Here is a 25063-nt window from a genome sequence, read left to right as displayed (position 1 = left end):
GGCCTAGCCCGCGTCACCCGGGGCGGCGCGCGAGATCCGTGATCGCGGCCAGCACCCGCTGCTCCGAAACTGGCCCTGCCGTGCCCACGGCCTGCGCGAACAGGCTGACGCGCAGTTCCTCGATCATCCAGTGCACGGCCACGACAGGCTCGCTGGCGCGCGCGTCGCTGGGCAAGCCACCGAGCACGCGATCAAGCTCGCCGTACACGCGATCCAGCGCGGCCATTCCACGAGCCTCGCGCCTAGCGCTGCCCGGTAGTGCCGCGATGCGCTTGCGCGCGGCCAGCAGATGCCGCGCGAGATGCGGCAACCTCCCCATCCCGCACTCGGTGACAAAACCTGCATGGATGAGCCCGGCCAGCTGCTCGCGAACATCCTCGACCGCCTCGGCAGACACCGCATCACGCGGCGCGCCGTCGAGCTCCACCGCCAGTGCCTGTGCCTCCTCCATCACCGGCACCACGAGCGACAGCACCTGCCGGGAGCGCGACGCGATGCGCGGGCGCAACCAGGCCAGCAGATCGGCGAACTCATCGGCATCCCACGCCACGCCGCCGTACTCGGCCACCAGCGCGTCGATCGCGCAGCCACGGCAATCCTCCAGCAACGGTCCAGCACCACCACCGGGCGCGGCATTGAGCGATAGCCGCTGGGGCGTGGACAAGCCCTGCATCACCGACTTCGGCACTGGCCCCAGAGCATGCGCGACCAGGGCCCGTGTGCCCGCGCGCATTCCCGCCACCTGGGCCGCACGGGTCGGCAGCACCCGCACCGAGACACCGTCGCCACCCACGACCAGTGAGGGGAATCCGCGGACACGCTGCCCGCGCACATCCTGGTCCACCACCCGCGGGATGGTGCCCAGCGTCGCACCGGTCCATTCCCAGGCACCGGGGCGCGAAACGGATCCACCGACGCGGGCCACCGCGCGCGAGACATCTCCCGCAAGGGCATCGCGCAGCTCATCGAGATCCTTCGACGTCCGCACCACGGTTCCCGAGTCATCGGTGGCGGCGAAGGTCATCCGCAGGTGCGGGGGCAGCGCGGTCGCATCGAAATTGTCCGGGGCGATGCGCGTGCCACCGAGCCGGGAGAGTTCCCGGGCCATGCCGACCGCGAGCGGCTCGCGGCGCGGCGCGAGAGCGGCGAGCGCCGCGGAGCCGAATTCGGGCGCGGGCACCACGTTGCGGCGCACGTTCTTCGGCAGCGTCTTGACCATCGCGGCAGCCAGCTCCTCGCGCAGGCCGGGAACGAGCCAGTCGAAGCCGATGGTGCGCACCTGCGGGAGCTGCGCGAGGGGAACGCTCACGGTCACGCCGTCCTCGGGGTGGCCTGGCTCGAAGCGGTACGACAGCGGCAGCAGCAGCTCGCCCTGCTTCCACGCATCGGGGAAGTCCTGCGCGCGCACGCGATCGGCCTGCGGGTTGACGACGGTGTCCTCGGTGAACAGCAGCAGCCCAGGATCGGTGCGGCTGGCCTTCTTCCACCAGGAGTCGAAATGCCGGACCGATACCACATCGGCGGGAACCCGGGCATCGTAGAAGTCGAACAGCGCGTCGTCGGTGACGACGATGCCGCGGCGCCGCGCACGATTCTCCAGGTCCTCCACGTCGTCGAGCAGCGCCCGGTTGCGGTGGAAGAACTCGTGGCGGAACTCCCACTCGCCCTGCACGAGGGCATGTCGGAGGAACAGGTCCCGGGCGGTCTCGGGATCGATCCGGCCGTAGTTGACGCGGCGCTGCGCGGCGAGCGGCACCCCGAACAGCGTGACGCGCTCGTAGGCGAGGACCGCGCCCTGCTTGGTGGACCAGTGCGGCTCGGAGTAGGTGCGCTTGGCAAGGTCGCCGGCGAGCTGCTCGGCCCAGCCCGGCTCGATGCGGGCGGTGGTGCGTGCCCACAGCCGCGACGTCTCCACGAGCTCGGCGGCCATCACGAACTGCGGTGGCTTCTTCGCCAGCACCGAGCCGGGGAAGATCATGAACCGGGCGCCGCGGGCCCCGAGGAACTCGCGGGACTCCGATTCCCGGAGCCCGATGTGGGAGAGCAGCCCAGCGAGGAGCGCCTGGTGGATGGTGTCGGGCCCGGCCGGTTGCTCGTTGGGCTCCCAGCCGAGGCCCGAGCAGATGGAGCGGAGCTGGCCGCGCAGGTCCTGCCATTCGCGGATGCGCTGCCAGTGCAGAAACTCATTGCGGCACATCTTGCGGAACTGGCTGGAGGAAAGCTCTGCCCGCTGCTCGCGGATGTAGTCCCACAGCGCGAGGTAGGCGAGGAAGTCCGAGCCTGATTCGGTGAAGCGCTTGTGCAGCTCGTCAGCCTTCTGCTGGTGCTCGGTGGGGCGCTCGCGCGCATCCTGGATCGACATGCCGGAAACGATGGTGAGCACCTCGTGGAGGCAGCCGGTGGTGCGGGCCTCGACGAGCATGCGGGCCATGCGCGGATCGACGGGGAGCTGCGCGAGCTGACGACCTGCCGCGGTGAGGGTCACATGCCCATCGGGCCTGCCGGATTCCAGCGCGCCGAGCTCCTGCAGCAGCCGCACGCCGTCGCGGATGGCGCGATCGTCGGGCTTGTCGATGAACGGGAACGCGGCGATGTCTCCGAGGCCGAGGCTGGCCATCTGCAGGATCACCGACGCGAGGTTGGTGCGCAGGATCTCGGGATCAGTGAAAGGTGGTCGCCCGTCGTGGTCGTCCTCGGAGTACAGGCGGATGCAGATGCCGTCGGAGAGACGGCCGCATCGTCCGGCTCGCTGCCGGGCCGAGGCCTGCGAGATCGGCTCGATGGGCAGGCGCTGCACCTTGGTGCGCAGGGAGTAGCGGGAGATGCGGGCGAACCCTGGGTCGATGACGTAGCGGATGCCCGGGACGGTCAGCGAGGTCTCGGCGACATTGGTCGAGAGCACGATGCGCCGGCCGCTGTGGCGGGTGAACACGCGATGCTGCTCGGAGGAGGACAGCCGCGCGTAGAGGGGCACGATCTCGGTGCTGGGCAGCTTCTTGTCGTTCAGCGCATCGGCGGTGTCGCGGATCTCGCGCTCGCCGGAGAGGAACACGAGGATGTCGCCGGGGCCCTCGCGGACGAGCTCGTCCACGGCGTCGCTGATCGCTTCGATGGGATCGCGCTCGATGAGAAAGTAATCATCATGGTCCTCATCGGGGTCCCGCTTCCGGCCCGAGGCGCTGGCGGGCACTTCGTCGACGAGTGGCCGGTAGCGCATCTCCACCGGATAGGTGCGGCCCGAGACCTCCACGATGGGCGCGGGGGATTCCTCCGTGCCGAAGTGGGCGGCGAAGCGCTGCGGGTCGATGGTGGCGGAGGTGATGATCAGCTTCAGGTCGGGGCGTCGCGGCAGCAGCTGCTTGAGGTAGCCGAGCAGGAAGTCGATATTGAGGCTGCGCTCGTGCGCCTCGTCGATGATGATCGTGTCGTAGGCGCGGAGCATGCGGTCGCGCTGGATCTCGTTGAGCAGGATGCCGTCGGTCATCAGCTTCACGAGCGTGGTGTCGGAGACCTTATCGGTGAACCGCACGGCGTAGCCGACGGCGGTGCCGAGCTCGCAATCGAGCTCCTCGGCGATGCGCTCGGACACGGAGCGGGCGGCGAGGCGTCGCGGCTGGGTGTGGCCGATGGTGCCATGCACGCCGCGGCCAAGCTCGAGGCAGATCTTCGGCAGCTGGGTGGTCTTGCCGGAGCCGGTCTCCCCGGCGACGATGACGACCTGGTGATCGCGGATGGCGGCGGCGATGTCGTCGCGGCGCTCGCTGACCGGCAGCTCGGCGGGATAGGTGATCGTGGGCATCCCGGCACGGCGCCGCTCCACGAGCGACGATGCCTGCTCGATGGCCCGGCCGATCTTGTCGAGGTCCTGCTCCGAGCGGGCACGGCGGAGACGCTGCCCGAGGCGGTGCGCGTCGCGGATGGTGAGCTGGGTGAGGGCGTCGCGTAACTCTGCGCGGGGCACCGGCTGGGATGATCTCATGCTGCCACCAAGGATAGGCGGTCACCAGGCAGCACTGTCCAGCCAGGAATCCTCGCTCGGCCGGGAGGCGGGGCTTCTCGCCGGAGGGCGGGCGCCGCGACCACTTCATGCGGCCATGACCCCGATCCAGCTCCTGCCGGGCGGGAGAAACACTCGTGCCTCCCCGCTGATGCCCGCGATGCGGCACAATCGTATCCGAGGAGCCCCGCTCCCAAGAGAAGTCGAGAAGCCGGAGGAACGTCGCATGATTCACGGAGCCCTGCTCGGCAAGGCCGCGGGAACGCTCGTCACGGGCGTGGTGGGTGCTGCCGCGTACAACAGTGTCCGCTGGGCAGTGCGCAATACCCCGGTCCGCGAGATCGCGGTCACCGCTACCGCTGTGGGCCTGCGGGGCGCGCGCAAGGCGGAGGAGGGCGCGGAGAACGTCCGCCTCGCCGCCGCCGACATCGTGGCAGAGGCGCGCGAGCGCATCGGTGAGGATGCGCCGCCACCGAGCCATCCCGTCGGCCACGGGCACACCCACTAGTCCAGCGCGAGATGCCTGCCTCCGAGGACATCGAGAACCTGGCCGACGATCCGACCGGCGGCGTGGAGATCATCGCCATCGCCGCGGGCCGGCTCCGCGCCAAGGTCCCGTGGTTGCATCGCAGCCCCGCGCGGGCAGTGGCGATCGAGGACGCGCTGGAGGTCGTGCATGGGGTGCGGGCCGTCCATGCCTACCCGCGGACCGCGTCGGTCGTGGTGTGGTACTCGCCGAACCGGGTCACGCCACTGGACCTCGTCGCTGCCATCACTGGGACGGAGCAGGTCGAGGCCCGCGCCGTCCCTGCCCGCGAGCCATATTCCGCGGAAGTCGGCACCGGGGACCTAGCACGCATGACGCTCGGCGCGGGCGCGCTCCTCGTGCTGGGGATCCGCCGCTACGTGCTGCTGCGCCCACCTGTCCTTGGACCAACCAGCCGGCTACTGGCCACCGGTGTCACCATCATCACGGGATACCCGTTCCTCCGGGGCGCAGTGCGGGCCCTCACTCGATCCTCAGTGGGTGGCACGGACACACTGGTCTCGGCGGCGACGGTGGCGTCGCTGCTGCTGCGCGAGAACGTCGTGGCCCTGACCGTTCTGTGGCTGCTGAACATCGGCGAGTACTTGCAGGATCTCACCCTGCGGCGGACACGCCGGGCCATCTCGGAACTGCTCACCGGAGCGCAGGACACCACCTGGGTGCGCGCGCCCGATGGCAGCGAGGTGCAGATCGATATCGATGCCGTCGGCGTGGGCGATCATGTCGTGGTGCACGAGCATGTGGCCCTGCCCGTCGATGGTGTGATCGTCGAGGGCGATGGCATCGTGGACCAGTCTGCTATTACCGGCGAGCCGCTACCGGTGACCGTGGTGGCGGGCCAGCAGGTGCATGCCGGGTCCGTCCTCGTGCGCGGCCGCATCGTCGTCGAGGCCCGGGCGGTCGGCAAGGACACAGCGATCGGCCGCATCATCGGTCGCGTCGAGCAGGCCCAGGCGGACCGGGCGCCGATCCAGACGGTCGGGGAGAACTTCTCCCGCCGGTTCGTGCCCGCGTCGTTCCTGCTCGCGGGCGCGACGCTGCTCGCCACGCGTGATGTGCGGCGCGCCATGACGATGCTGCTGATCGCGTGCCCCTGCGCGGTGGGATTGTCGACGCCGACGGCGATCAGCGCTGCCATCGGCAATGGGGCACGACGGGGCATCCTCATCAAGGGTGGCTCGCACCTCGAGCTCGCCGGGCGGGTCGATGTGATGGTGCTGGACAAGACGGGCACCTTGACGGTGGGCAGGCCCGTGGTGACCAATATCGTCAGCTTCCATCCCGAGTGGGACGCGAGCGATGTGCTGGCGTACGCGGCGAGCTCGGAGATCCATTCGCGCCATCCGCTGGCGCAAGCGGTGATCCGGTCGACGGAGGAGCGTCGCATCATGATCCCGCCGCATGAGCAATGCGAGGTGCTGGTGGGCCTGGGCATGCGGACGTGGGCGGATGGCCGGACGCTGCTGCTGGGCAGTCCAGCCTTGCTCGAGGCCGAGGGCGTCGCCGTGGGCGAGGATGCCCGGTCATGGGTGGGCCGCTTGCGGAAGCAGGCGGAGACCCCGCTGCTGCTGTCGGTCGATGGCGAGCTCGTGGGGCTAGTGAGCGTGCGCGATCAGGTCCGGCCCGAGGCGCGCGGCATCATCGATGAGCTGCGCGCGGCCGGGGTGTCGCGCTTCGTGATGCTCACTGGGGACCATCCCGACACGGCCGCGGCGGTGGCGCGGGAGCTGGGCATCACCGAGTGGCGGGCCGAGGTGCTGCCCGAGCACAAGCTCGATGTGATCGAGGCGTTGCGCGCCGAGGGCTGCACGGTGGCGATGGTGGGCGATGGCACCAATGATGCGCCTGCCTTGGCGGGCGCGGACATCGGCATCGCGATGGGCATCGCGGGCACCGATGTGGCGGTGGAGACCGCGGATGTCGCCCTGGCCACCGATGATCTGCACCGGCTACTGGACCTGCGGGAGCTCGGCGGCCACACGGTCGAGGTGATCCGCCAGAACTATGGCATGTCGATCACCGTCAACGCCGCTGGGCTGGTGCTGAGCGCACTGGGATCGTTGTCGCCGGTGCTCGCGGCGATCCTGCACAATGCGTCGTCGGTGGCGGTGGTGGCGAACAGTTCACGCCTGATCCGGTACCGGCTGGCCGATGGCGCTGCCGGCTCACCGCTGGCCCTACGTGAGGACCGTGTGGATCAACCAGATCACCACGGGCGCGACGCAGATCGCAGCCATCACGAGGACCCTGCCGCGGTACCGCGTGCCGGACGGCAGTGGGTAGACCCCCGCTAGTGGTCGGTCGAGCTGGGCGGGCGGGATCTCCCTCTCGGGCAGGGTGTCGGAGAACCCTAGCTCACGCATGCGCTGCTCCCGCTGCTGTGCCTCCCGCAGGCGCTTGCGCGCGGAGTAGTGCTGCCCGCTCATAGTGGTTCCTATCCTTCCTCGATGGTGAGGTTCTCGATGACTACCTCGCCCGCGCTGTCGCACTCGGCCAGATCGATGCTCGCGACGAATGCCCAGCCGAGGTCACCGTCCGGATCATGCAGTGCTTGCCGCACCTCCCAGCGCCCCGCTTGCTCGTCGACCTGGAACAGGGCCGGGCCGCGCGCATCCGGGCCGGCATCGATCTCGCCGTACTCGTTGAGGTAGGGCACGAGCTGCTCGAACCATTCCTCGGCGGTCATGTCGCCAAGTTCGGCTAGCTCCGCCCACTTGCGGCGGGAGGCCAGCTCGACGCGCCGGAACATCGCGTTGCGCACCATGCGGCGGAACGCCCGGGCGTTCGACGTCAGTGCCCGCACCGAGTCCTCGCCGAACGCCTGCTGCTGGGGTGCCTCGGCCGCGGGGTTGACGAGTTGCTCCCACTCGTCGAGCAGGCTCGAGTCGACCTGCCGGATGAGCTCGCCGAGCCACTCGATGAGATCGTCGAGCTCGTCGTCGCGAGCGTCGGAGGGCACGGTCTGCTTCAGGGCGCGGTAGGCATCGGCGAGGTAGCGCAGGACGACACCCTCGGAGCGGTTGAGGCCGTAGGCGGAGATCAGGTCGGCGAAGGTCATGCCCTTCTCCACCATGTCGCGCACCACTGCCTTGGGGGAGAGGCTGAACTCCGCGACCCACGGGTGGCCCGCCCGGTAGGTCTCGAAGGCGGGCGCGAGCAGATCCTCCAGCGGCTTGGGCCAGGTGATCTCGTCGAGCAGCTCCATGCGCTCGTTGTACTCGATGCCCTCGGATTTCATCTCGCCGATGGCCTCGCCGCGGGCGGCGTGCTGCTGCGCCATCAGCAGGGGACGCGGATCATCGAGGGTCGCCTCGATGACGGAGACGACATCGAGGGCGTAGGCGGGGGAGTCGCGGTCGAGGAGCTCTATCGCGGCGAGAGCGAACGGTGACAGTGGCTGGTTGAGCGCGAAATCGCGCTGCAGCTCCACGGTGAGCCTGGCCCAGCGGCCGTTCTCGTCGGGCTCGTCGAGCCGCTCGACGATCCGGGCGTTGAGCAGCCCGCGGTACAGCGCGATCGCCTGCCGGATGTGCTTGCGCTGGGCGGGCCGGGCCTCGTGGCTGTCCTCGAGCAGGTGCCGCATGGCGGTGAAGCAGTTTCCCGGCCGGGCGATGACATTGAGCAGCAGCGAGTTGGTAACGCGGAACCGCGAGACCAGCGGCTCGGGGCTCGCGGCGACGAGCTTGTCGAAGGTCTGCTCGGTCCAGTTGACCACCCCCTCCGGGGCCTTCTTGCGCTGCACCTTGCGCCGCTTCTTCGGATCATCGCCAGCCTTGGCGAGCGCGCGGGCGTTCTCGATCTCGTGCTCGGGGGCCTGCACCACCACGGATCCGGTGGTGTCGAACCCAGCGCGCCCGGCACGCCCGGCGATCTGGTGGAACTCGCGCGCCCGCAGCAGCCGGTTGCGGGTGCCGTCGAACTTGGTCAGCCCGGTGAACAGGACCGTGCGGATGGGCACGTTGATGCCGACGCCGAGGGTGTCGGTGCCGCAGATGACCTTGAGCAGGCCCTCCTGGGCGAGCTTCTCGACGAGGCGCCGGTACTTGGGCAGCATGCCCGCGTGGTGCACCCCGATGCCGTGCTTGATGAGCCGGGAGAGCACCCGCCCGAAGCCGGTGGTGAACCGGAAGCCGCGGATAGCCTCGGAGATGCGGTCGCGATCCTCCCGCGAGGCGACGTTGATGCTGGTCAGCGACTGGGCCCGCTCGAGTGCTGAGGCCTGGGTGAAGTGCACCACGTAGACGGGCGCCTGGTGGGTGGTGACGAGCTCCTCGATGGTCTCGTGGATCGGGGTCATCGCGTAGGAGAACACCAGGGGCACGGGACGCTCGGCCCCGGCGATGTGCGCGGTCTCGCGGCCGGTGCGCCGCGTCAGGTCCTCCTGGAAGAATCGCACGTCGCCGAGGGTGGCCGACATCAGCAGGAACTGCGCGCCGGTCAGCTCGATGATCGGCACCTGCCACGCCCATCCGCGGTCGGGCTCGGAGTAGAAGTGGAACTCGTCCATCACCACCTGCCCGACGTTCGCCTCGGCGCCCTCGCGCAGCGCGAGGTTGGCGAGGATCTCCGCGGTGGCGCAGATGATGGGGGCGGAGGGGTTGACGGCCGCGTCGCCGGTCATCATGCCGACGTTCTCGGCGCCGAAGACCTCGCACAGCGCGAAGAACTTCTCGCTCACCAGCGCTTTGATCGGCGCGGTGTAGAAGGTGCGCGTTCCCTGCACCATCGCGGTGAAGTGCGCGGCCATGGCGACCAGTGACTTCCCCGAGCCGGTCGGGGTGGCGAGGATGACGTTGGAGCCGGCGACGATCTCGAGCAGTGCTTCTTCCTGGGCGGGATACATCGTGATTCCCTGCTCGCTGGCCCACGCCTCGAACGCGTCATAGATGACCTCGGGCACATTCGGGATCTCGTCAGGATTCAGCACCGCTCCAGGCTAGCCGCTCGCACCGGCAGGGCGCGCGCCACCGATCGCCGCTGCGGCTGGGTGGCGCAGGGTCAGGTTGCGCTGCGCTCGGCGCTGCCCATCGCGTCGAGCACTGCCGAGCGGGTCCAATCGTTGCCCTTGAGCGCGCGATCGCCCATTCCCTCGCTGAGGAGGCGACGCCACCGGGCGTGATCGAACTCGTGCGGCGCCGTGCTGGCGATGAAGTCCTCCACGAGCGTGGTGAAGCGCTCGGGATCGTCGCGGAACGGGAAGTGCGCGGAGTTGCCGAAGATCTCGAGGCGCGAGTTCGGCATGGCGGCGTGGGCGAGGTGCGCGTGCGAGACGGGGACGACGCTATCGTGCTCGCCCCAGATGATCTGCACGGGCATGGCCTCGGCCAGGTAGCAGCGATCCAGCCCCGTGACGACCTGCCCGCGGATGTCGATCACCGAGCGGAGCGTGCGGACGAACGCCGTGCGGTTCTCGGCGTCCGGCAGCGAGGAGACGATGCGCATCAGATCGTTGGCGTCGTGCAGGTGGTGGGTGAAGGGCCGGGCGGCGGAGGCGGCGGCGTGCACCGCTGGGGCGACGCCGGGCAGGCGCAGCAGCCTGACCGCCCGCGCGAAACCGGGCAGCGAGGCCATTCGCAGGAGCGGGTTGACCTCCCGCGTGATCCCGCCCGTGCACACGAGCACCAGGCGGTCGACGAGCTCGGGGTACTGGTAGGTGAACTGCATGGCCACCCCGCCGCCGAGCGAGTGGCCGACCAGGGTCACCGAGTCGATGTCGAGGACGGACAGCAGGTCGCGGATGCCATTGGCGAACGCGGCGATCGAGTAGTCCGCGCGCGGCTTGTCGGATAGCCCGTGGCCCAGCATGTCCGGGGCGATGACGGTGTGCGTCGCCGCGAGGCGGGGGATGATGTCGTTCCAGGTGGAGGAGTTATCCCCGATGCCGTGGAGCAGCAGGAGGGCTGGCCCGCTGCCAGCGATGCGGTAAGCGCGGCGGTAGCCGTGGATGACGCGGAAGGAAACCGTGGGCTCGTCGCTGGGCACAGCACGCAGGCGGGCAGCGGAGCGGCGGGGCGTGACCCCGCTGGTGGAATCGTTGCGGTCCATGGGCTCTCCTCGTCGTCGCTATCCCTGGCTCGCCGGGGACGCGGGATCCCGATTGGCAGGCGGTCCCCAGGTCGAGGAGGGCCTCCGAGGACCACGCTAGCGCAGTGGGCCGCGCCTGGACAAAACTAGATGAAACACATTGTTACATCTAGTTTGCGGTCGTGTGTCCTGCGCCTCGCGCAGCGCTGCGCTGCCTCTGGGCCGGGCTGGGGCCAGCGCCGGGAAATGCTCCGCGAGTGTGCAAGAAACGACAGGCTTGAGCGCAGAAGGTGTCGCTTTTCGCACACTCGCGGCGGTGGGGTTTAGCGGAGGGGGCTCGCGGCAGGCGACCTATCGCAGCGCGACGATTCCCTGGTGATCGTCGACCGGGAGCCCGCCGTCAACGATCGCACGGATCTCGATCGACTCCAGCTCCACATAGCCGCCGTAGGTGGACAGGAACGCGGTATCCGCCGCATCCCGGCCCGTGGTCATGCGCAGCATCGACTGGCGCGGCCCCAGCCTGCTCGTATCGACGATCACCCACTGGCCGTCGACGAGGGCCTCGCACACCGCATGGAAATCCATCGGGCTGATCCCGGGCGCATACACCCCGACCACCCTCGCTGGCACGTCGAGCGCGCGCAGCAGGGCCGTCGTCAGGTGCGCGTAGTCCCGGCACACCCCTTCCCGGTGCAGCATCGTCTGGCTCGCGCCATCGGTCGGGCCACTGCTGCCGGGCACATACTTCAGGTGCGACCACACCCAGGCCGTGACGGTGTCCAGTATCGCGCGCGGTGAGGACAGGCCGGAGAACTCCTCGTAGGCCTTGGCGAGGAGCTCATCGGATTCCGCGTACCGGCTCGGCCGCAGGTACAACGCCTCGTCGAATGGATCAACGGGGATCGGGTCTGCCAGCCCGGTGACCGTCGCCGAGTACTCGAGGACCACCCGGCCCGGCGGGCAGACGAGCTTGTGCAGCCGGCCCCGGTTCGGCGCCTGGATCTCCTGCAGATCCACCGGGCGACCATCCCTCGTCGCGACGAGGTGCTCCTCGACGGTGGCGCCAGGCTGGTGCGCCGCCGCGACATGGGCGAAGATGCGCGCCGACTGCACGACGTTCATCTCCACGCGTGAATAGACCCGCCGGACCAGCGGTTTCGAGGAACTGGATGCGCTCACAATTGTCTACTGTGAGGCTTGCGCGCCGAATCCGCCACTCGGGCTACTCCGTCCCTGGCTCGGTGCCCGTTCCGCCGGGCTTGTCGTCGTCGTTGCCGGTCGCTTGCTCGGCGAGGAAGCGCTCGAACTCCGCTCCGAGCTCGTCGCCGGAGGGCAGTTCCTGGCCGGACTCGAGCAGCGATGGAGCCGCGTTTCCGCGGTGGGTCAGGTCGTACTGGTTCTCGAGCGCATGCACCACGGCGACCGCCTCGTCATTGCTAGCGAGCTGCTCGTCCACCTGTTCAGCGATCGTGCGCGCCGACTCCTCGAGGGCTTGCAGCGGCACCGAGATGCCCGTGACCTCAGTGACGCTGGCGAGCAGCCTCAGGGCAGCCGCGGGATACGGCGATTGGGACAGGTAGTGCGGCACGTGCACCGAGAATCCTCGCGCATCGAAGCCATTCTGGCCCATGCGCAGCTCGAGCAGGGCCGAGGCGCTGCCAGGCACTTGCACTTCCGTGCCGAGCCGCTCCGATGCTGGCACCTTGCCCGGATCGCTGGCATGCCCGATCACGCCCAGTGGGCGGGTATGCGGCACGGCCATGGGGATCGCGGACAGCCCGACGCTCTGGCTCACTCCGAACCGCTCGGCGAGCACCTGCACCGCCGCGGTGAACTTCTCCCACTTGAAGTCGGGCTCGAGCCCGGCGAGCAGCAGGAAGGGGGTGCCCTGCAGGTCCTTCACCGCGTACAGGCTCAGCTCCGGCTTGTCATAGGTGGAGAAGTGATCGGAGACGAACGTCATCGGTGGGCGCCGCGAGCGATAGTCGATCAGCTCATCGACCGCGAACGACGCGACGAGCTCGGTCTCGAGGCTCTCGCGGAGGTGGTTCGTCACGATGCTCACGGCATGGCCGGCATCAGCGAAGCCCTCCAGGCCATGCAGCAGCACAGGGCCATTGCCCTCAGTGTGCTCGATGCTCGGGCTCGGGAACTCAAGCTCGTAAATGCGGGAGTCGTCGACCATGGTGCAAGTCCCCCTCTCTAAAACGGGATCAGTGGCGTCGGGCGCGAAGCGCGGGCAAAGAAGTATCGCGCATCGCGCGCGCTGCGTCCATGCGCATGCCTACAAGCATCAACGCTCGGGACGGCCGGTTTGTTTCCGGTGCGCCGGGACGAGGTGGATCACCCCACCTCGCGCGACGGGAGTGTGACGGGATCGCAACGCATCCGTGACCGCCTAGCTGGTGTTTCACCATGATCGCGGCACATGGCCGTCCATTCGGACGGATATACTAGACGTGGTCGAGCGGTATCGAGATCCGTTGCTCTCCAAGCGATTCCACCGGATCGTGGAGGCATGACCATGAGCAAGGAAGGGGCCCTTCACGTGCACATCCTGCGTCACGTCACCTCAACGCTCCGCACCCGGGAGCAGTCCTCCTCCGGTCGCCATGACCCGTTGCGCCACGCGGTCCTCGGCATCGCTATCCTCGGCTTGGCCGGTGCCACCTCCATGCCCGCTCTAGCGTCCCCGGCCGGGGATGTCACCGCGCGCGAGACGCATCAGACCTCGATTCCTCTGCCCACCGGCGTCGTCCAGCCAACGCCGGTCGAGGAGCTGCTCGTCGCGACACCGAGCGACTCCTTGTGGAAGCACATGCCGGCCGCTCGCCTCATCGCAGCGGGCGATGTGACCGACCTCAGCGGCCGCGACGCCCGCGCTGCCTACCAGGCCATGCAGGGGATCGCCGAGCCCATGGCAGTGAGTCCCTCGGCATGCTTCCCGGGGCTCGACACCGAGGCTGTCGCCATGCGGCTAGTGGAGCCCACGAACGGGGATGATCCGATCGCGATCATCCTGCAGCAGGCCGATGCGCCGCTCGCAGCCGCGGAGGAGAGGCTGCGTGACTGCCGCTTCATGAGCATCCAGACCGAGGCGAGCGGGATCATCGAGATCGACTCCGTGCTGCTGCCCCGACCGATGGTCCAGGCTGATCATTCGCTCGCTCTGGAGCGCATGGTCACCCGTTCCGGCGACCGAGATGCCCATGTAATCCTGGGGCTCGCCGCGCAGGCGGGCAACACGCGAGTGATCGCCCTGACTGTTTCCGATGCCTCGTCGCGGCCCGCCAGCGAACCGGTCCACGCGGCATTCCTCGCTGCCATCGATCAGCTCCAGCGCACGATCTAGCATCCCTGCTGCCCCCATGGCGGGCGACGGAATACCACGCACTACCGACAACTGCGACGCCAGTCGCTGGTCCATCCACAACCTGGCCGTTATCCACAGATGCCTGCGCGCAGCACCAATCTCCCTGCTGCGCGCAGGCATCGTGGTCTCCATGACAAACGCTCCGCACCCCGCGACCCCCCGCATCACCCTCACTGACCCCGGTGAGCTCATCGCGGCACTGCCCGCCATGCTCGGCTTCTACCCGGAGGACTCGATCATTGGCATTGCCATGGGCGGTCCCCGCGCCACCGAGATGCGTGGCTTCGTCCGCGCGGACATTCCCTACCTCGACGATCTCGATGAGGAATGGAGCCACTGCGCGCCCGAGCTTGGTCCCGCCGCAGGCTCCGGCAACCCAGCCCCGGGTTCCGGCGCGTCGCCTCTGGGCACAGCGTTCGACTGGTTCGCGGTGGCTGGCCTCAGTCATTCGCTCGCCATCTTCGCCCTCAACAACGGGATCGAGCATCTCGCACTGGTGGTCGTGGACTCCCGCAACCCTGAGGAGCACCGCGAGGATCTCATCCATGCCCTCGCCGATCACATCATGGATGGAGGTGTGACGATCGCCAGCGCATACCACTGCGCGCGCATCGCTGCCGGGGACCAATGGCACGCGGTGCAAGGTGGCATTGTCGACGAAGAGATCGCGCGGGCGAGGAGCAGCGACCACACGGGCCTGATCCCCGATCCGCAGGGCTCGGCCGCGGCCGCCCACCGCGTCCTCGACGGCAGGGCCATCCACGGGAGCCGGCGCGACATCGTCGATGGATTGACATCGCCAGATCACGCGCGCATCGCCGCGATCGCTACGGATTCCAGCCTCGCCAGTAGCATCGAGCACACGGGAACCGATGCCGACAAGCTCCGCGCGGTACTGTCCGCCGTGGCCGAGGTGCAATCAGGGGCGGAGCTGGCCAATACCGAGATCGCCTCCCTCGGCCAACACATCAGCAGCCTCCTCGTCCGCGACTGCCTGTTCACCCTGGCGCTCACTGACGATGCCGATGCTGCTCACGCGCTGTGGATGCTGCTCACCCAGTTGCTCAGTGGATCCGCTCGCGCCGAGGCAGCCACCCTGCTCGCCTACTCGGCGTACGTAGTGGGAGACGGCGCATGCGCGGGATCCGCCATCGACATTGCACTCGAGATCGACGACACGCATCGCATGTCGGTCATGCTGGACCAGTCGCTTCGCATAGGTCTGCCGCCCCGGCAGATCATGGAGATTGCCCACGTTGGGTGGGAGCTCGCCGCAGCTCTCGGCGTTGCACTGCCACCGGTGGCATCCCGTCACGACACGTAAGCCAGCCAGGCTAGGCCACGCCAAGGCGGCCGTGATGGCTCGCTGGCTGGGGCAGGTCCCGCGCCGTTAGCGCCGAGCGGCGTGGGACCGGTCGCCGAGCTGCCGGGTGAACTCCCAGGCATCGCCCACGATCGTATCGAGGTCGGTGCGCTGGGGCTTCCAGCCGAGCTCGCTCATCGCGCGGTCGCTCGAAGCGATCAGGACTGCTGGATCACCAGCCCTGCGTGGCGAGTCGATCGCGGGGATGCCGCGGCCAGTGACCCGGCGGCACGCGTCGATCACCTCGCGCACGGTGAAGCCCTCGCCGCTGCCGAGGTTGAAGATGCGGTGCGTTCCCGCCGTGCTCGATTCCAGCGCGAGGACGTGCGCGTCCGCGAGGTCGCGGACGTGGATGTAGTCCCGCACGGCAGTACCGTCGCGCGTGTCCCAGTCAGTGCCGAACACTGAGATGTGCTCGCGCTGGCCCATCGCGACCTGCAGGATCAACGGGATGATATGCGTCTCCACGACACGGTTCTCCCCAGTGCTGCCATACGCTCCAGCGACGTTGAAATACCGCAGGCTCGTCGCACCGAGCCCGTAGGCCACCGCATAGGAGGTGATGGCATGGTCGATGGCGAGCTTCGATGCGCCATACGGATTGGTCGGACGCGTCGGCATGTCCTCGGTGATGGGAACGGCATCCGGCTCGCCGTAGGTCGCTGCCGTGGAGGAGAACACCAGCCGTGGCACCGAATGCTTGCGCATCGCATCGAGCAATCGCACCGAGGTGATGACATTGCCGTGCCAGTACAGGGCGGGATCCTCTACCGACTCGCCAACGAGGGAGCGGGCCGCGCAGTGCACTACTCCATCGAAAGGCTCGCCGTCGATACCGGCGCCCAGAACAGCATCGGCGTGATCAGCAACGTCGCCCTCGACGAAGCGCGCGCCAGCAGGCACCGCATAGCGGTTACCGGTGGACAGGTCATCGATGATCACCACGTCATGGCCGGCCTCGAGCAGGACGGTGGCGATGACGCTTCCGACGTAGCCCGCACCACCGGTAACCAGCAGCCGCATCAGACGAGCTCTACCTGGATGGCGTGCGCCATCTCCTCAGGGATGTCGAGGCCATCGTGGCCCGGAGCGGTGATCAGCACGCCGCCACTGTGGGCCTGCACCGTGATCCGCGCGTTCGGCACCACGCCCGCGTCGCGCAGCCGGGAGATCAGATCCACGTCCACCTGCACATGCTCGGCAAGGCGCCGGATCACGACATTCGTCGGTGCGCCCTTGGGCACGTCCGACAAGCGGGTCAGGCCCGTCGACGAGGCAGGCGGCACATCGAGGCCGAGCTTGTCGAGCCCCGGGATCGGATTGCCATACGGCGACGACGTTGGATTGTTGAGAACGGAAACGAGGCGCCGCTCCACATCCTCGCTCATCACATGCTCCCAGCGGCACGCCTCGTTGTGCACGTTCTCCCAATCGAGGCCGATCACATCCACCAGCAAGCGCTCGGCGAGGCGATGCTTGCGCATCACCGCGATAGCCAGGTCGCGGCCAGCCGGAGTGAGCTCCAGGTGACGATCCCCGGCTACGGCGATCAAGCCGTCGCGCTCCATCCTTGCTACCGTCTGGCTCACCGTCGGTCCGCTTTGCTCCAGCCGCTCGGCGATGCGTGCCCGCAATGGCACCACGCCTTCCTCTTCAAGCTCATAGACCGTGCGGAGGTACATCTCCGTAGTGTCGACCAGTTCTCTCACTCTCACACCCCTCTGTCGATCGCGAGTTTACCTTTACCGGAAGCATTGTGGGGACGGCACGACCGCCGTCCGCCCGCGCGGCCCCGCGATTTCGCGCAGGGCGAGAACGCGGGGCGGGCGCAGCACCAGGAAGCCCACCGCTGCCAGCCGCGCCGATGCCCCAGCGGCCGCGGAACCGCCCGCGCGGCCGTTGCGATCGGTAGCGTGGGCACCATGGGCCGCAACAGCGCATCCGTGCCAAGCACCGTCGTCTGGTCACCGGAGTTCCTCACCTATCGGCTCGGCGCGACGCATCCGATGAATCCCGTCCGGCTCGAGCTAGCCATGGCCCTCGCCGAGCAGCTCGGCGCGCTCGGGGAGGCCGAGCGGATCACCCCGGTCCGGGCAGGCGAGCGGGACATCCTGCGCGTGCACACCGTCGCCTACATGGGCGCGGTCAAGCACATGTCCGACCCGGACGCCGCGAACCGACGGGAGACCCCCATCCTTGCCCGTGCGCACGGGCTCGGCACCGACGACACCCCCATCTTCCCGCGCATGCACGATGCCGCCGCGATCGTCACCGGAGGATCCCTCGACGCGGCCCGCGAAATACACCACCGTCGAGCCACCCGGGCCGTCTCCATCGCCGGCGGCATGCACCATGCCATGCCCGACCACGGTGCCGGGTTCTGCGTGTACAACGATTGCGCCATCGCGATCGACTGGCTCCTCGAGCAAGGGCACAAGCGCATCGTCTACATCGACGTCGACGTGCATCACGGCGATGGGGTGCAGCGGGCCTTCTACGACGATCCGCGCGTCATGACCATCTCGCTGCACCAGCATCCCGCCACGCTGTGGCCCGGCACGGGCTGGCCGGCGGAGGCAGGCCAGGGAAAGGCCGAGGGCACGTCGATCAACCTGCCGCTGCTGCCGGGAACCAGCGATGAATTCTGGCTGCGGGCCTTCCACGCGGTGGTGCCCGGCGCGGTCCGTGCCTTCGGCCCCGACATCATCGTCAGCCAGTGCGGGGTGGACTCGCACCGCGATGACCCGCTCGCGGACCTCGCGCTGACCGTCGACGGCCAGCGGGCTGCCTTCGCTGCGATGCGCGAGCTTGCCGACGAGGTGTGCGAGGGCCGCTGGCTCGCGGTCGGCGGGGGTGGCTATTCGCTGCACAGCGTGGTTCCCCGCTCCTGGGCGCACCTGATCGGACTGATCACCGGCAGCGAGATCGACCCCGCGGCAGCGACGCCGCTGGAATGGCAGCAGCTCGTGCGGGACAGGACCCGCCTCGAAGCGCCCACGACGATGGGCGACGGGGGAGAGGCGAGCTTCCCGCCGTGGGGCGGCTCGGTGGTGGGCACGACAACAGGCCCGGCAAGCCGGGAGCGAGACATCGCCCGCGTCGATAGCGCGATCCTCGAGACCCGCCGCGTGGTGTATCCGCTGCTCGGCCTGGACCCGGATGATCCCCGTGACTGAACCCACGAGCACCCCAGGAACCTCTAGCGCCCCCGGAACTTCGAGCACCCCTGGCCCGGAAACCAGTCCCTCCGCTATCCCGTACCCGCCCGAGTGGGAGGCCGATGTGCTGGCCTCCGATGGCGGCACCGTGCACTTGCGCCCCATCGCCCCCGAGGACGCCGAGCGGCTGGTCCGGTTCCACGAGGGCCTGTCCGAGCGGACCCGCTACCTCCGCTACTTCGGCCCCTATCCGCGCATGCCCGAGCGTGACGTGCACCGGTTCACCCACGTCGATCATCGTGACCGGGTGTCGTTCGTCCTCACCCTCGGCGATGACATCGTCGGAGTGGGCCTCTACGAGCTGTTGTCGCGCGGCGAGGATTCCGCCGCCGCGGAGGTGGCGTTCGTCGTCGCCGACGAGCACCAGGGGCGCGGGTTCGGCTCGATCCTGCTCGAGCACCTCGCCAACGCCGCCGCGCAGAATGGCTTCACGCGGTTCGAGGCGGAGGTGCTCTCGGAGAACCGCGGCATGATCTCGGTGTTCCGCGATGCCGGCTACGAGGTCTCGCGCAGCTACGACGGCAGCATCGTCCATCTCGAGTTCGATATCGACCCCACCGAGGCGCGCTTAGCGGTGCGGGACTCGCGGGAACGTGTTTCGGAGGCGCGCAGCGTCGGCAATGTCCTGCATCCACGGTCGATCGCGGTGATCGGCGCCTCGGGGGATGTCACCAAGGTCGGCGGCGTCGTGCTGCGCAACCTGCTTGCGGCGGGGTTCACCGGCCCCGTATTCCCGGTAAACCCCGAGCGGCGCTCGGTGCATGGAGTGCGGGCCTATCCGACGGTGCGCGATATTCCCGACGAAGTGGACCTCGCGGTCGTCGCAGTGCCCTCGCCGCTGATCGATGAGGTGCTCGATGATTGCCTCGCCAAGCGGGTTAAGGCACTGGTGGTGGTCTCGGCGGGCTTCGGCGAGGCTGGCCCCGAGGGGATCGCGGCGGAGCGGCGGCTGGTGCGCGCGGCCCGCGCCCACGGCATGCGGGTGATCGGCCCCAACGCGCTCGGCGTGATCAACACCGACCCCGCCGTAGGCATGAATGCCTCGCTGGTGCCGGTCCTGCCGCCGCCAGGGAAGGTGGGCTTCTTCTGCCAGTCGGGCGCGCTGGGCATCGCGATCCTTGACACGGCGCGTCGCCGCCAGCTTGGGCTGTCCGCCTTCGTGTCCGCGGGCAACCGCGCCGACGTATCCGGCAACGACCTCTTGCAGTACTGGGACTCCGATCCGCGCACCGAAGTGGTGCTGCTGTACCTCGAGAGCTTCGGCAATCCGCGCAAGTTCTCCCGCATCGCGCGCCGGGTGGCCCGCGCCAAGCCGGTGATCGCGGTCAAGAGCGGGCGCCATGCCGCGCCGTTCGCGCTCGCCGCGACAGGCGTCACCCTGGACGATGACAGCGTGCGGGCATTGTTCGAGCAGTCCGGCGTGGTGCAGGTCGATAGCATCTCCGACCTGTTCGATTGCGCGCTGCTATTCAGCTATCAGCCGTTGCCCACGGGCCCGCGCGTGGCGGTGGTGGGCAACTCGACCGCTCTGGGCGTGCTGACCGTTGATGCGGCGCGCGGAGCGGGGCTGGAGGCATCCGAGCCGCTCGATGTGGGGCCGCATGCCGCGCCCGAGGATCTCGCGTCGGCATTGTCCGCCGCCATGACGGACCCAGCGATCGATGCCGTGATCGTGGTCTTCGTGCCGCCGGTGGCATTGCCGTCCGAGCCGTACGCCGAAGCATTGCGCGCAGCGTCCGTCGGCGCGACCAAGCCGGTGGTGACGACGTTCCTCGGTGGCGAGGGCATACCCGATGACTTGGTGGTGCGCGATGCATCGGGGTCACCCGTGCGCGGATCGGTGCCGTCCTACCCGGGCCCGGAGCGTGCGGTGGCGGCGTTGTCGCGGGCCTGGCGGTACGCGCGCTGGCGCAATGCCCCCGCATCGAAGGTGGTGCGGCCCGACGGCATCGAGGAGGCTCGGGCCCGGGAGCTGTGCGAGGAATGGCTGCCGACGGCGCCCGAGGGCTGGCTCGATGATCGCCAGGCGCAGGATCTGCTCGGTTGCTATGGGCTGGGCATCGTGGAGTATCGCGACGTGGAGGACCCAGAGGAGGCCATCGCTGCTGCCGCGGATCTGGGCTACCCCGTAGCGGTCAAGGCGCTGGGCAGCGAGTGGGAGTTCCGTACCGACCTCCTCGGTGTGCGCCTGGACCTGACGCGCGCGGAATCGGTGCGTGTGGCGTACTGGGAGATCACGCGCATCATCGGGGAGAAGCGGGTGCGGGTGCAGCGCATGGCACCGAAGGGCATCGCCTGCGTGGTGGGCCTGCAGGACGATCCGTCATTCGGCACGCTCATCCGGTTCGGCATCGCCGGGGTGATCTCCGAGCTCGTCGGTGATCGCGCGTTCGGGGTGCCGCCGCTGACGGAGGACTCGGCGTGGTCGCTGGTCAACGGCCCGCGGCTCGCGCCGCTGCTCGAGGGCTACCGCGGGGCGCCACTGGCCGACAAGGCCGCGCTGGTGGAGGTGCTGCAACGGGTATCGGCACTGGCGGTGGACCTGCCGGCGGTGCGGGAGATATCGCTGCATCCCGTGCTTGCCGCGCCCGGCGGCGCGGCGATCCTGGGCGCGCGGGTGCGGATCGGCCACGATCCCGGCACGGGCGGCGAAGGCAGCCCGCGCCGGTTGCGGTGACGGCTAGTCGGAGGAGTAGCCGCGCAGCTTCTCCGCGCGATCGCCCTGGCGCAGCTTGGTCATGACCTCGCGCTCGATCTGCCGGACCCGCTCGCGGGAGAGCCCAAAGTGCCGCCCGATCTGGTCGAGCGTGCGCGGCTGCCCATCATCGAGGCCGTAGCGGAGCAGGATCACGTTGCGCTCCCGGTCATCGAGGGTATCGAGCACGGTGCGGATATCGCTGTGGAGCAGCGTCGCGATAACGGAGGACTCCGCGTCAGTGGCGCCCGTGTCCTCGATGAAGTCGCCGAGCGGGGCTTCCTCGTCATTGCCGACAGGCATGTCGAGGCTCACCGGGTCGCGGCTGTGGTCGAGCAGGTCCTGGATCTTGTGCTGCGGGATCCCGGACTCGAGCGCCAGCTCCTCCTCGGTGGCCTCCCGGCCGAGCTGCTGGTGCATCTCCCGCTTGATGCGGGCGAGCTTGTTGACCTGCTCGACGAGGTGCACGGGGAGGCGAATGGTGCGGGACTGGTCCGCCATGCCGCGGGTGATGGCCTGCCGGATCCACCAGGTGGCGTAGGTGGAGAACTTGAAGCCCTTGGCGTAGTCGAACTTCTCCATCGCGCGGATCAGCCCGAGGTTGCCCTCCTGGATGAGGTCGAGCAGGGGCATGCCACGCCCGGTGTAGCGCTTGGCGAGCGACACGACGAGCCGCAGGTTTGCCTCGAGCAAGTGATTGCGGGCCTTCTGCCCGTCACGCACGATGAACGCGAGGTCGCGCTTCTTGGCCGGGGTGAGTCGCGGCTGCGCGGCCAACAGGTGGGTCGCGTACAGGCCAGCCTCGATGCGCTTGGCGAGGTCCACCTCATCGGCCGCCGTGAGCAGGGCGGTGCGCCCGATCCCGTTGAGGTACACCCGCACCAGGTCGGCGGCAGGGCTCTGGGCATCGAGTTCGGCCTTGCGCGCTGCCTCCGTGGTCCTGCGACGCGTGGTTGCGGGGCTGGTCATTGCGTGCCTCCTCAGTGATCGCTTTTCACTGTGTTCAACGCTCCGAGCGGACGAAAAGTTCCCGGTCCGGACCCGCCGCAATGCTGTCTACCTGCGTGAACGCAACCTTCGTGCTGAGAAGTTGCTGAGAAAGCAACTCTATGCTGCTAATGCCTGGAGGCTCGGGGCGATTACGCGTGGACAAGCACCGTGTAGGGGCCGTCATTGAGGGATTCCACCGCCATGTCCGCGCCAAACATTCCCGTGGCGACCAAAACCCCGCGGCCGCGGATATCGGCAACGACGTCCTCGTACCGTGCGCGTGCCTCCTCCGGTGGCGCGGCTGCCGACCAGGACGGGCGCCGCCCCTTGCGAGTATTGCCGAGCAGCGTGAACTGGCTGACCACTAGCACCGGGGCCTCCTTCTCCAGCACGCTCGCGTCGTCGCGGAGCAGCCGAAGGCTGGTGATCTTGCGCCCCATCGTGCGGACGGCCTCCTCATCGTCGCCGTGCGCGACCCCGAGCAGCACCAGCAAGCCCTCGCCGCTGATCTCGCCGACAGTCTCGCCGTCCACTACCACGCGCGCCCCGGCGACGCGCGAGACCACCGCGATCATGCCTGGCCACCGCTTTGCACCAGGTCAGCAGGAACCAGGATCCCGTGCCGCACCAGGCCCTCCGCGAGCGCCACGGCCCGCGGCAGCACCTCGTCCGGATCCTCGCCGGTGGCGAGCGCGGCGAGCTCCACCACCTCGCCGAGCGGCAGGCCATCGGGCCGCACTCCGGCCAGCACCATCGTGCCGAGCTCATCGATCTCATGCTGCCAGCGCGGGCCATCGCCGCGATGCACCCGCGTCACCGAAGGCACCCAGCCCTCCTCGCCCGGCACGAGGATCTTCTCCAGCGCGACGGTGGGATTGAGCGCCAACCTCGCGTCGAGCACATCGTGGTCGCGCAGCCAGGCGACGCGGTCGAGGTAGTCCAGCGCCTCGTCGCCGAGGGGATCCTCAAAACCCTGCATGAGGTCCTCGCACAGGATGTCGGAGGGGGCATCGGTGCGGCGGAGGAAGACGAACCCGAATCCGATCCCCTCGACGCCGCGCTCGCGCAGGTAGGCCAGCCAGCGGTGCTGGCGCTCCTGCCCGCGCGGGTCGCGCAGGTCCGCGTCTGCGTCGCGCAGCCATGTCGAGACGTATAGGTCCGGATCGGCCACATCGCGCTGCACGATCCAGGCATCGACGCCATGAGCGGGCAGCCAGGAGGCGACGCGTGCGCGCCAGTCCTCGTCCTCGAGGTGCACCCAGGACGCGAGCATCACTGCTATTCCGCCGGGCCGCAGGTGATCGATGCTGTCGCGCACCATGACCTCGCTCGCTCCATCGAGCTCCAGGCCAGAGTCGCGGTACACCAGTTCCACATCGGTGCCGCCCACCACGAACGGGGGATTAGCGACGATCTGGTCGAACTGCTCGCCCGCCACGGGCTCGAACCAGGAACCGTGCCGGACGTCCGCCTCCAGCCCGTTGAGCGCGAGAGCGGCCCGCGTGACGAGCAGCGCGCGCTCGCTCACATCGGTGGCCACGATGCGGTCGCTGTAGGTGGCGGCGTGGATGGCCTGGATGCCGCAGCCTGTCCCCACATCGAGCAGGGTGCCCACAGGCCGCGCGGGCGTGGCCCGCAGCAGCGACAACGACGCTGCCCCAACGCCCAGGACGTGGTCGCGCCGCGGCTCGCGCAGGCGCAGCGAGCCGTCGGGGTCCGAGATCATCCATCGGGTCCCCGAGCCCGCGTCGAGCGGCCTGATGTCCCACTCGCCAGCGATGCCCGCTTCGCTCCGGGAGACGTAGCCGGCAGTGATCGCATGCTCGAGATCCATCGGCGCGAGAGCGGCCGCGGCGTCGTTCTCGGCAACTGCATCACCGAGGATGAACATCCGCGTCAGGATGCCCAGCGGGCCATGTCCCTCGCACGCAGCGCGGATCGGTGCGGGCTCGCCCCGATCGAGGGCAGCCATGCCCGACGAGCCCAGCAGCTCGATCAGGCCATCGGCGTCATAGCCGTGGGCCTCGAAGGCCTCGCGGAGCGCGGGAGCGGCACGGACAAGATCATGCGCGGCTGTGAGTGTCACCCATCAATGGTTTCATGATGCTCCTGCTGCAGCGCGCGACGCTCGGCCCGGGCGCGCCGACGCTCCGCGTACTCGCTGACCTCATCGTCGCGGCGCGGTGGCCGATCGTTGGCGATGAGCACCGCGATCCACGGCAGCGGGATCGAGGCTGCCACGATGAGCAGCGCGAGCAGGCCGCTGCCCGTCGCGGCGAACGCGACGCCGGCCAGGATCAGCGCGGGCACGCGCATCGACATGAGGATCGTGTACTTGCGGATACGGGCCCGTTGCTGGGCCTCGAACGATTCTGGGGCACGCGTGATGAGGTATGCCTCGGACGCGCCGCCATAGTGCCGGGCCGCGTCCTCGTCCCCCGTGAAGAACCCGCCCCGCGAGGCATGCGGATCTCTAGCCATCATGTATCTCTTCCCGTCGACGATAGGCCGCCCTGCCCGCCAGTAGCTCCACCTTCCAGTGTAGACACCGCAGCGCGCCGCATGGGCAGTGGAGCGATCCCCCGCATATGCGGCATCATTGATGCGTGAGCACTGATACCAAGGAACGCCCGGAAACCACGCCGGCGGAAACGACCGACGACGACACCCCGAAGTTCTTCCACTACGTGCGCAAGGACAAGATCACCGAGAGCGCGGTGACAGGAACCTACGTCGTGGCGCTCTGCGGCGAGGTCTTCCCCGTGACACGCTCGGCCAAGCCGGGCTCCCCGGTATGCCCGGACTGCAAGCGCATCTACGAGAACATGCGCACCTGACCTGACCTGACGGTCG

General features: G+C 68.8%; 18 protein-coding genes. 7 read left to right on the top strand and 11 right to left on the bottom strand.

The window, feature by feature from the left end; translation table 11 throughout:
• Positions 1–13: 13 nt before the first annotated feature.
• Complete coding sequence (gene hrpA, locus FXO18_RS04970; RefSeq protein WP_149359900.1) at positions 14–3979, bottom strand: ATP-dependent RNA helicase HrpA; 3966 nt, start codon at positions 3977–3979, stop codon at positions 14–16.
• A gap of 244 nt (positions 3980–4223) precedes the next feature.
• Between hrpA and FXO18_RS04965 the strand changes: the two genes are divergently transcribed.
• Together FXO18_RS04965 and FXO18_RS04960 are read left to right on the top strand one after the other, a co-directional pair.
• The gene (locus tag FXO18_RS04965) at positions 4224–4505 is read left to right on the top strand and encodes a DUF1490 family protein (protein ID WP_149359899.1); all 282 of its coding nucleotides are present in this window, start codon (positions 4224–4226) and stop codon (positions 4503–4505) included.
• 11 nt (positions 4506–4516) lie between these two features.
• Positions 4517–6838, top strand: coding sequence for a heavy metal translocating P-type ATPase (locus tag FXO18_RS04960; protein WP_149359898.1), 2322 nt, complete (start codon positions 4517–4519; stop codon positions 6836–6838).
• A 140-nt stretch (positions 6839–6978) separates the two neighbouring features.
• Here the strand turns inward: FXO18_RS04960 and FXO18_RS04955 are convergent, their stop codons facing one another.
• From FXO18_RS04955 to FXO18_RS04940, 4 genes are all read right to left on the bottom strand, one after another.
• A complete protein-coding gene (locus FXO18_RS04955; RefSeq protein ID WP_149359897.1) occupies positions 6979–9471 on the bottom strand; it encodes a DEAD/DEAH box helicase in 2493 nt (830 codons plus the stop codon).
• 71 nt (positions 9472–9542) lie between these two features.
• On the bottom strand, positions 9543–10589 hold the full coding sequence (locus tag FXO18_RS04950; protein ID WP_149359896.1) for an alpha/beta fold hydrolase: 1047 nt from the start codon (positions 10587–10589) through the stop codon (positions 9543–9545).
• A gap of 330 nt (positions 10590–10919) precedes the next feature.
• A complete protein-coding gene (locus tag FXO18_RS04945) occupies positions 10920–11750 on the bottom strand; it encodes a transglutaminase-like domain-containing protein (protein WP_235900448.1) in 831 nt (276 codons plus the stop codon).
• A 43-nt stretch (positions 11751–11793) separates the two neighbouring features.
• Positions 11794–12756 (bottom strand): proteasome assembly chaperone family protein, encoded by a 963-nt coding sequence (locus tag FXO18_RS04940; protein ID WP_149359895.1) that lies wholly within the window; start codon positions 12754–12756, stop codon positions 11794–11796.
• A gap of 339 nt (positions 12757–13095) precedes the next feature.
• Here FXO18_RS04940 and FXO18_RS04935 point away from each other — a divergent pair, with 339 nt between their 5' ends.
• A complete protein-coding gene (locus FXO18_RS04935) occupies positions 13096–13923 on the top strand; it encodes a hypothetical protein (protein WP_149359894.1) in 828 nt (275 codons plus the stop codon).
• A 151-nt stretch (positions 13924–14074) separates the two neighbouring features.
• Positions 14075–15268, top strand: coding sequence for a DUF4192 domain-containing protein (locus FXO18_RS04930; RefSeq protein ID WP_187774175.1), 1194 nt, complete (start codon positions 14075–14077; stop codon positions 15266–15268).
• 66 nt (positions 15269–15334) lie between these two features.
• On the opposite strand, the gene galE is transcribed toward FXO18_RS04930, so the two are convergent.
• A complete protein-coding gene (gene galE, locus FXO18_RS04925) occupies positions 15335–16330 on the bottom strand; it encodes a UDP-glucose 4-epimerase GalE (protein ID WP_149359892.1) in 996 nt (331 codons plus the stop codon).
• Positions 16330–17016 (bottom strand): metal-dependent transcriptional regulator, encoded by a 687-nt coding sequence (locus FXO18_RS04920; RefSeq protein WP_149359891.1) that lies wholly within the window; start codon positions 17014–17016, stop codon positions 16330–16332. Before FXO18_RS04920 ends, galE begins: the two co-directional genes overlap by 1 nt.
• A gap of 213 nt (positions 17017–17229) precedes the next feature.
• Here FXO18_RS04920 and FXO18_RS04915 point away from each other — a divergent pair, with 213 nt between their 5' ends.
• Positions 17230–18483 (top strand): acetoin utilization protein AcuC, encoded by a 1254-nt coding sequence (locus FXO18_RS04915; protein WP_149359890.1) that lies wholly within the window; start codon positions 17230–17232, stop codon positions 18481–18483.
• Complete coding sequence (locus tag FXO18_RS04910) at positions 18476–21202, top strand: bifunctional acetate--CoA ligase family protein/GNAT family N-acetyltransferase (RefSeq protein ID WP_235900447.1); 2727 nt, start codon at positions 18476–18478, stop codon at positions 21200–21202. The genes FXO18_RS04915 and FXO18_RS04910 overlap by 8 nt, the downstream gene beginning before the upstream one ends.
• Before the next feature lie 3 nt (positions 21203–21205).
• Here FXO18_RS04910 and FXO18_RS04905 read toward each other — a convergent pair whose 3' ends face one another.
• The 4 genes from FXO18_RS04905 to FXO18_RS04890 form a co-directional block, all read right to left on the bottom strand.
• Complete coding sequence (locus FXO18_RS04905) at positions 21206–22189, bottom strand: sigma-70 family RNA polymerase sigma factor (RefSeq protein ID WP_149359888.1); 984 nt, start codon at positions 22187–22189, stop codon at positions 21206–21208.
• Between the two features lie 170 nt (positions 22190–22359).
• The gene (gene dtd, locus FXO18_RS04900; RefSeq protein WP_149359887.1) at positions 22360–22785 is read right to left on the bottom strand and encodes a D-aminoacyl-tRNA deacylase; all 426 of its coding nucleotides are present in this window, start codon (positions 22783–22785) and stop codon (positions 22360–22362) included.
• On the bottom strand, positions 22782–24296 hold the full coding sequence (locus tag FXO18_RS04895) for a DUF7782 domain-containing protein (protein ID WP_235900446.1): 1515 nt from the start codon (positions 24294–24296) through the stop codon (positions 22782–22784). Before FXO18_RS04895 ends, dtd begins: the two co-directional genes overlap by 4 nt.
• Complete coding sequence (locus tag FXO18_RS04890; protein WP_407936424.1) at positions 24293–24694, bottom strand: DUF3099 domain-containing protein; 402 nt, start codon at positions 24692–24694, stop codon at positions 24293–24295. Before FXO18_RS04890 ends, FXO18_RS04895 begins: the two co-directional genes overlap by 4 nt.
• 122 nt (positions 24695–24816) lie before the next feature.
• Between FXO18_RS04890 and FXO18_RS04885 the strand changes: the two genes are divergently transcribed.
• The gene (locus FXO18_RS04885; protein WP_149359886.1) at positions 24817–25047 is read left to right on the top strand and encodes a DUF3039 domain-containing protein; all 231 of its coding nucleotides are present in this window, start codon (positions 24817–24819) and stop codon (positions 25045–25047) included.
• Positions 25048–25063 lie beyond the last annotated feature (16 nt).

This window comes from Lolliginicoccus suaedae, from assembly GCF_008312885.1.
GTDB lineage: Bacteria > Actinomycetota > Actinomycetes > Mycobacteriales > Mycobacteriaceae > Lolliginicoccus > Lolliginicoccus suaedae.
This window is presented reverse-complemented; position numbering and strand designations above follow the sequence as displayed.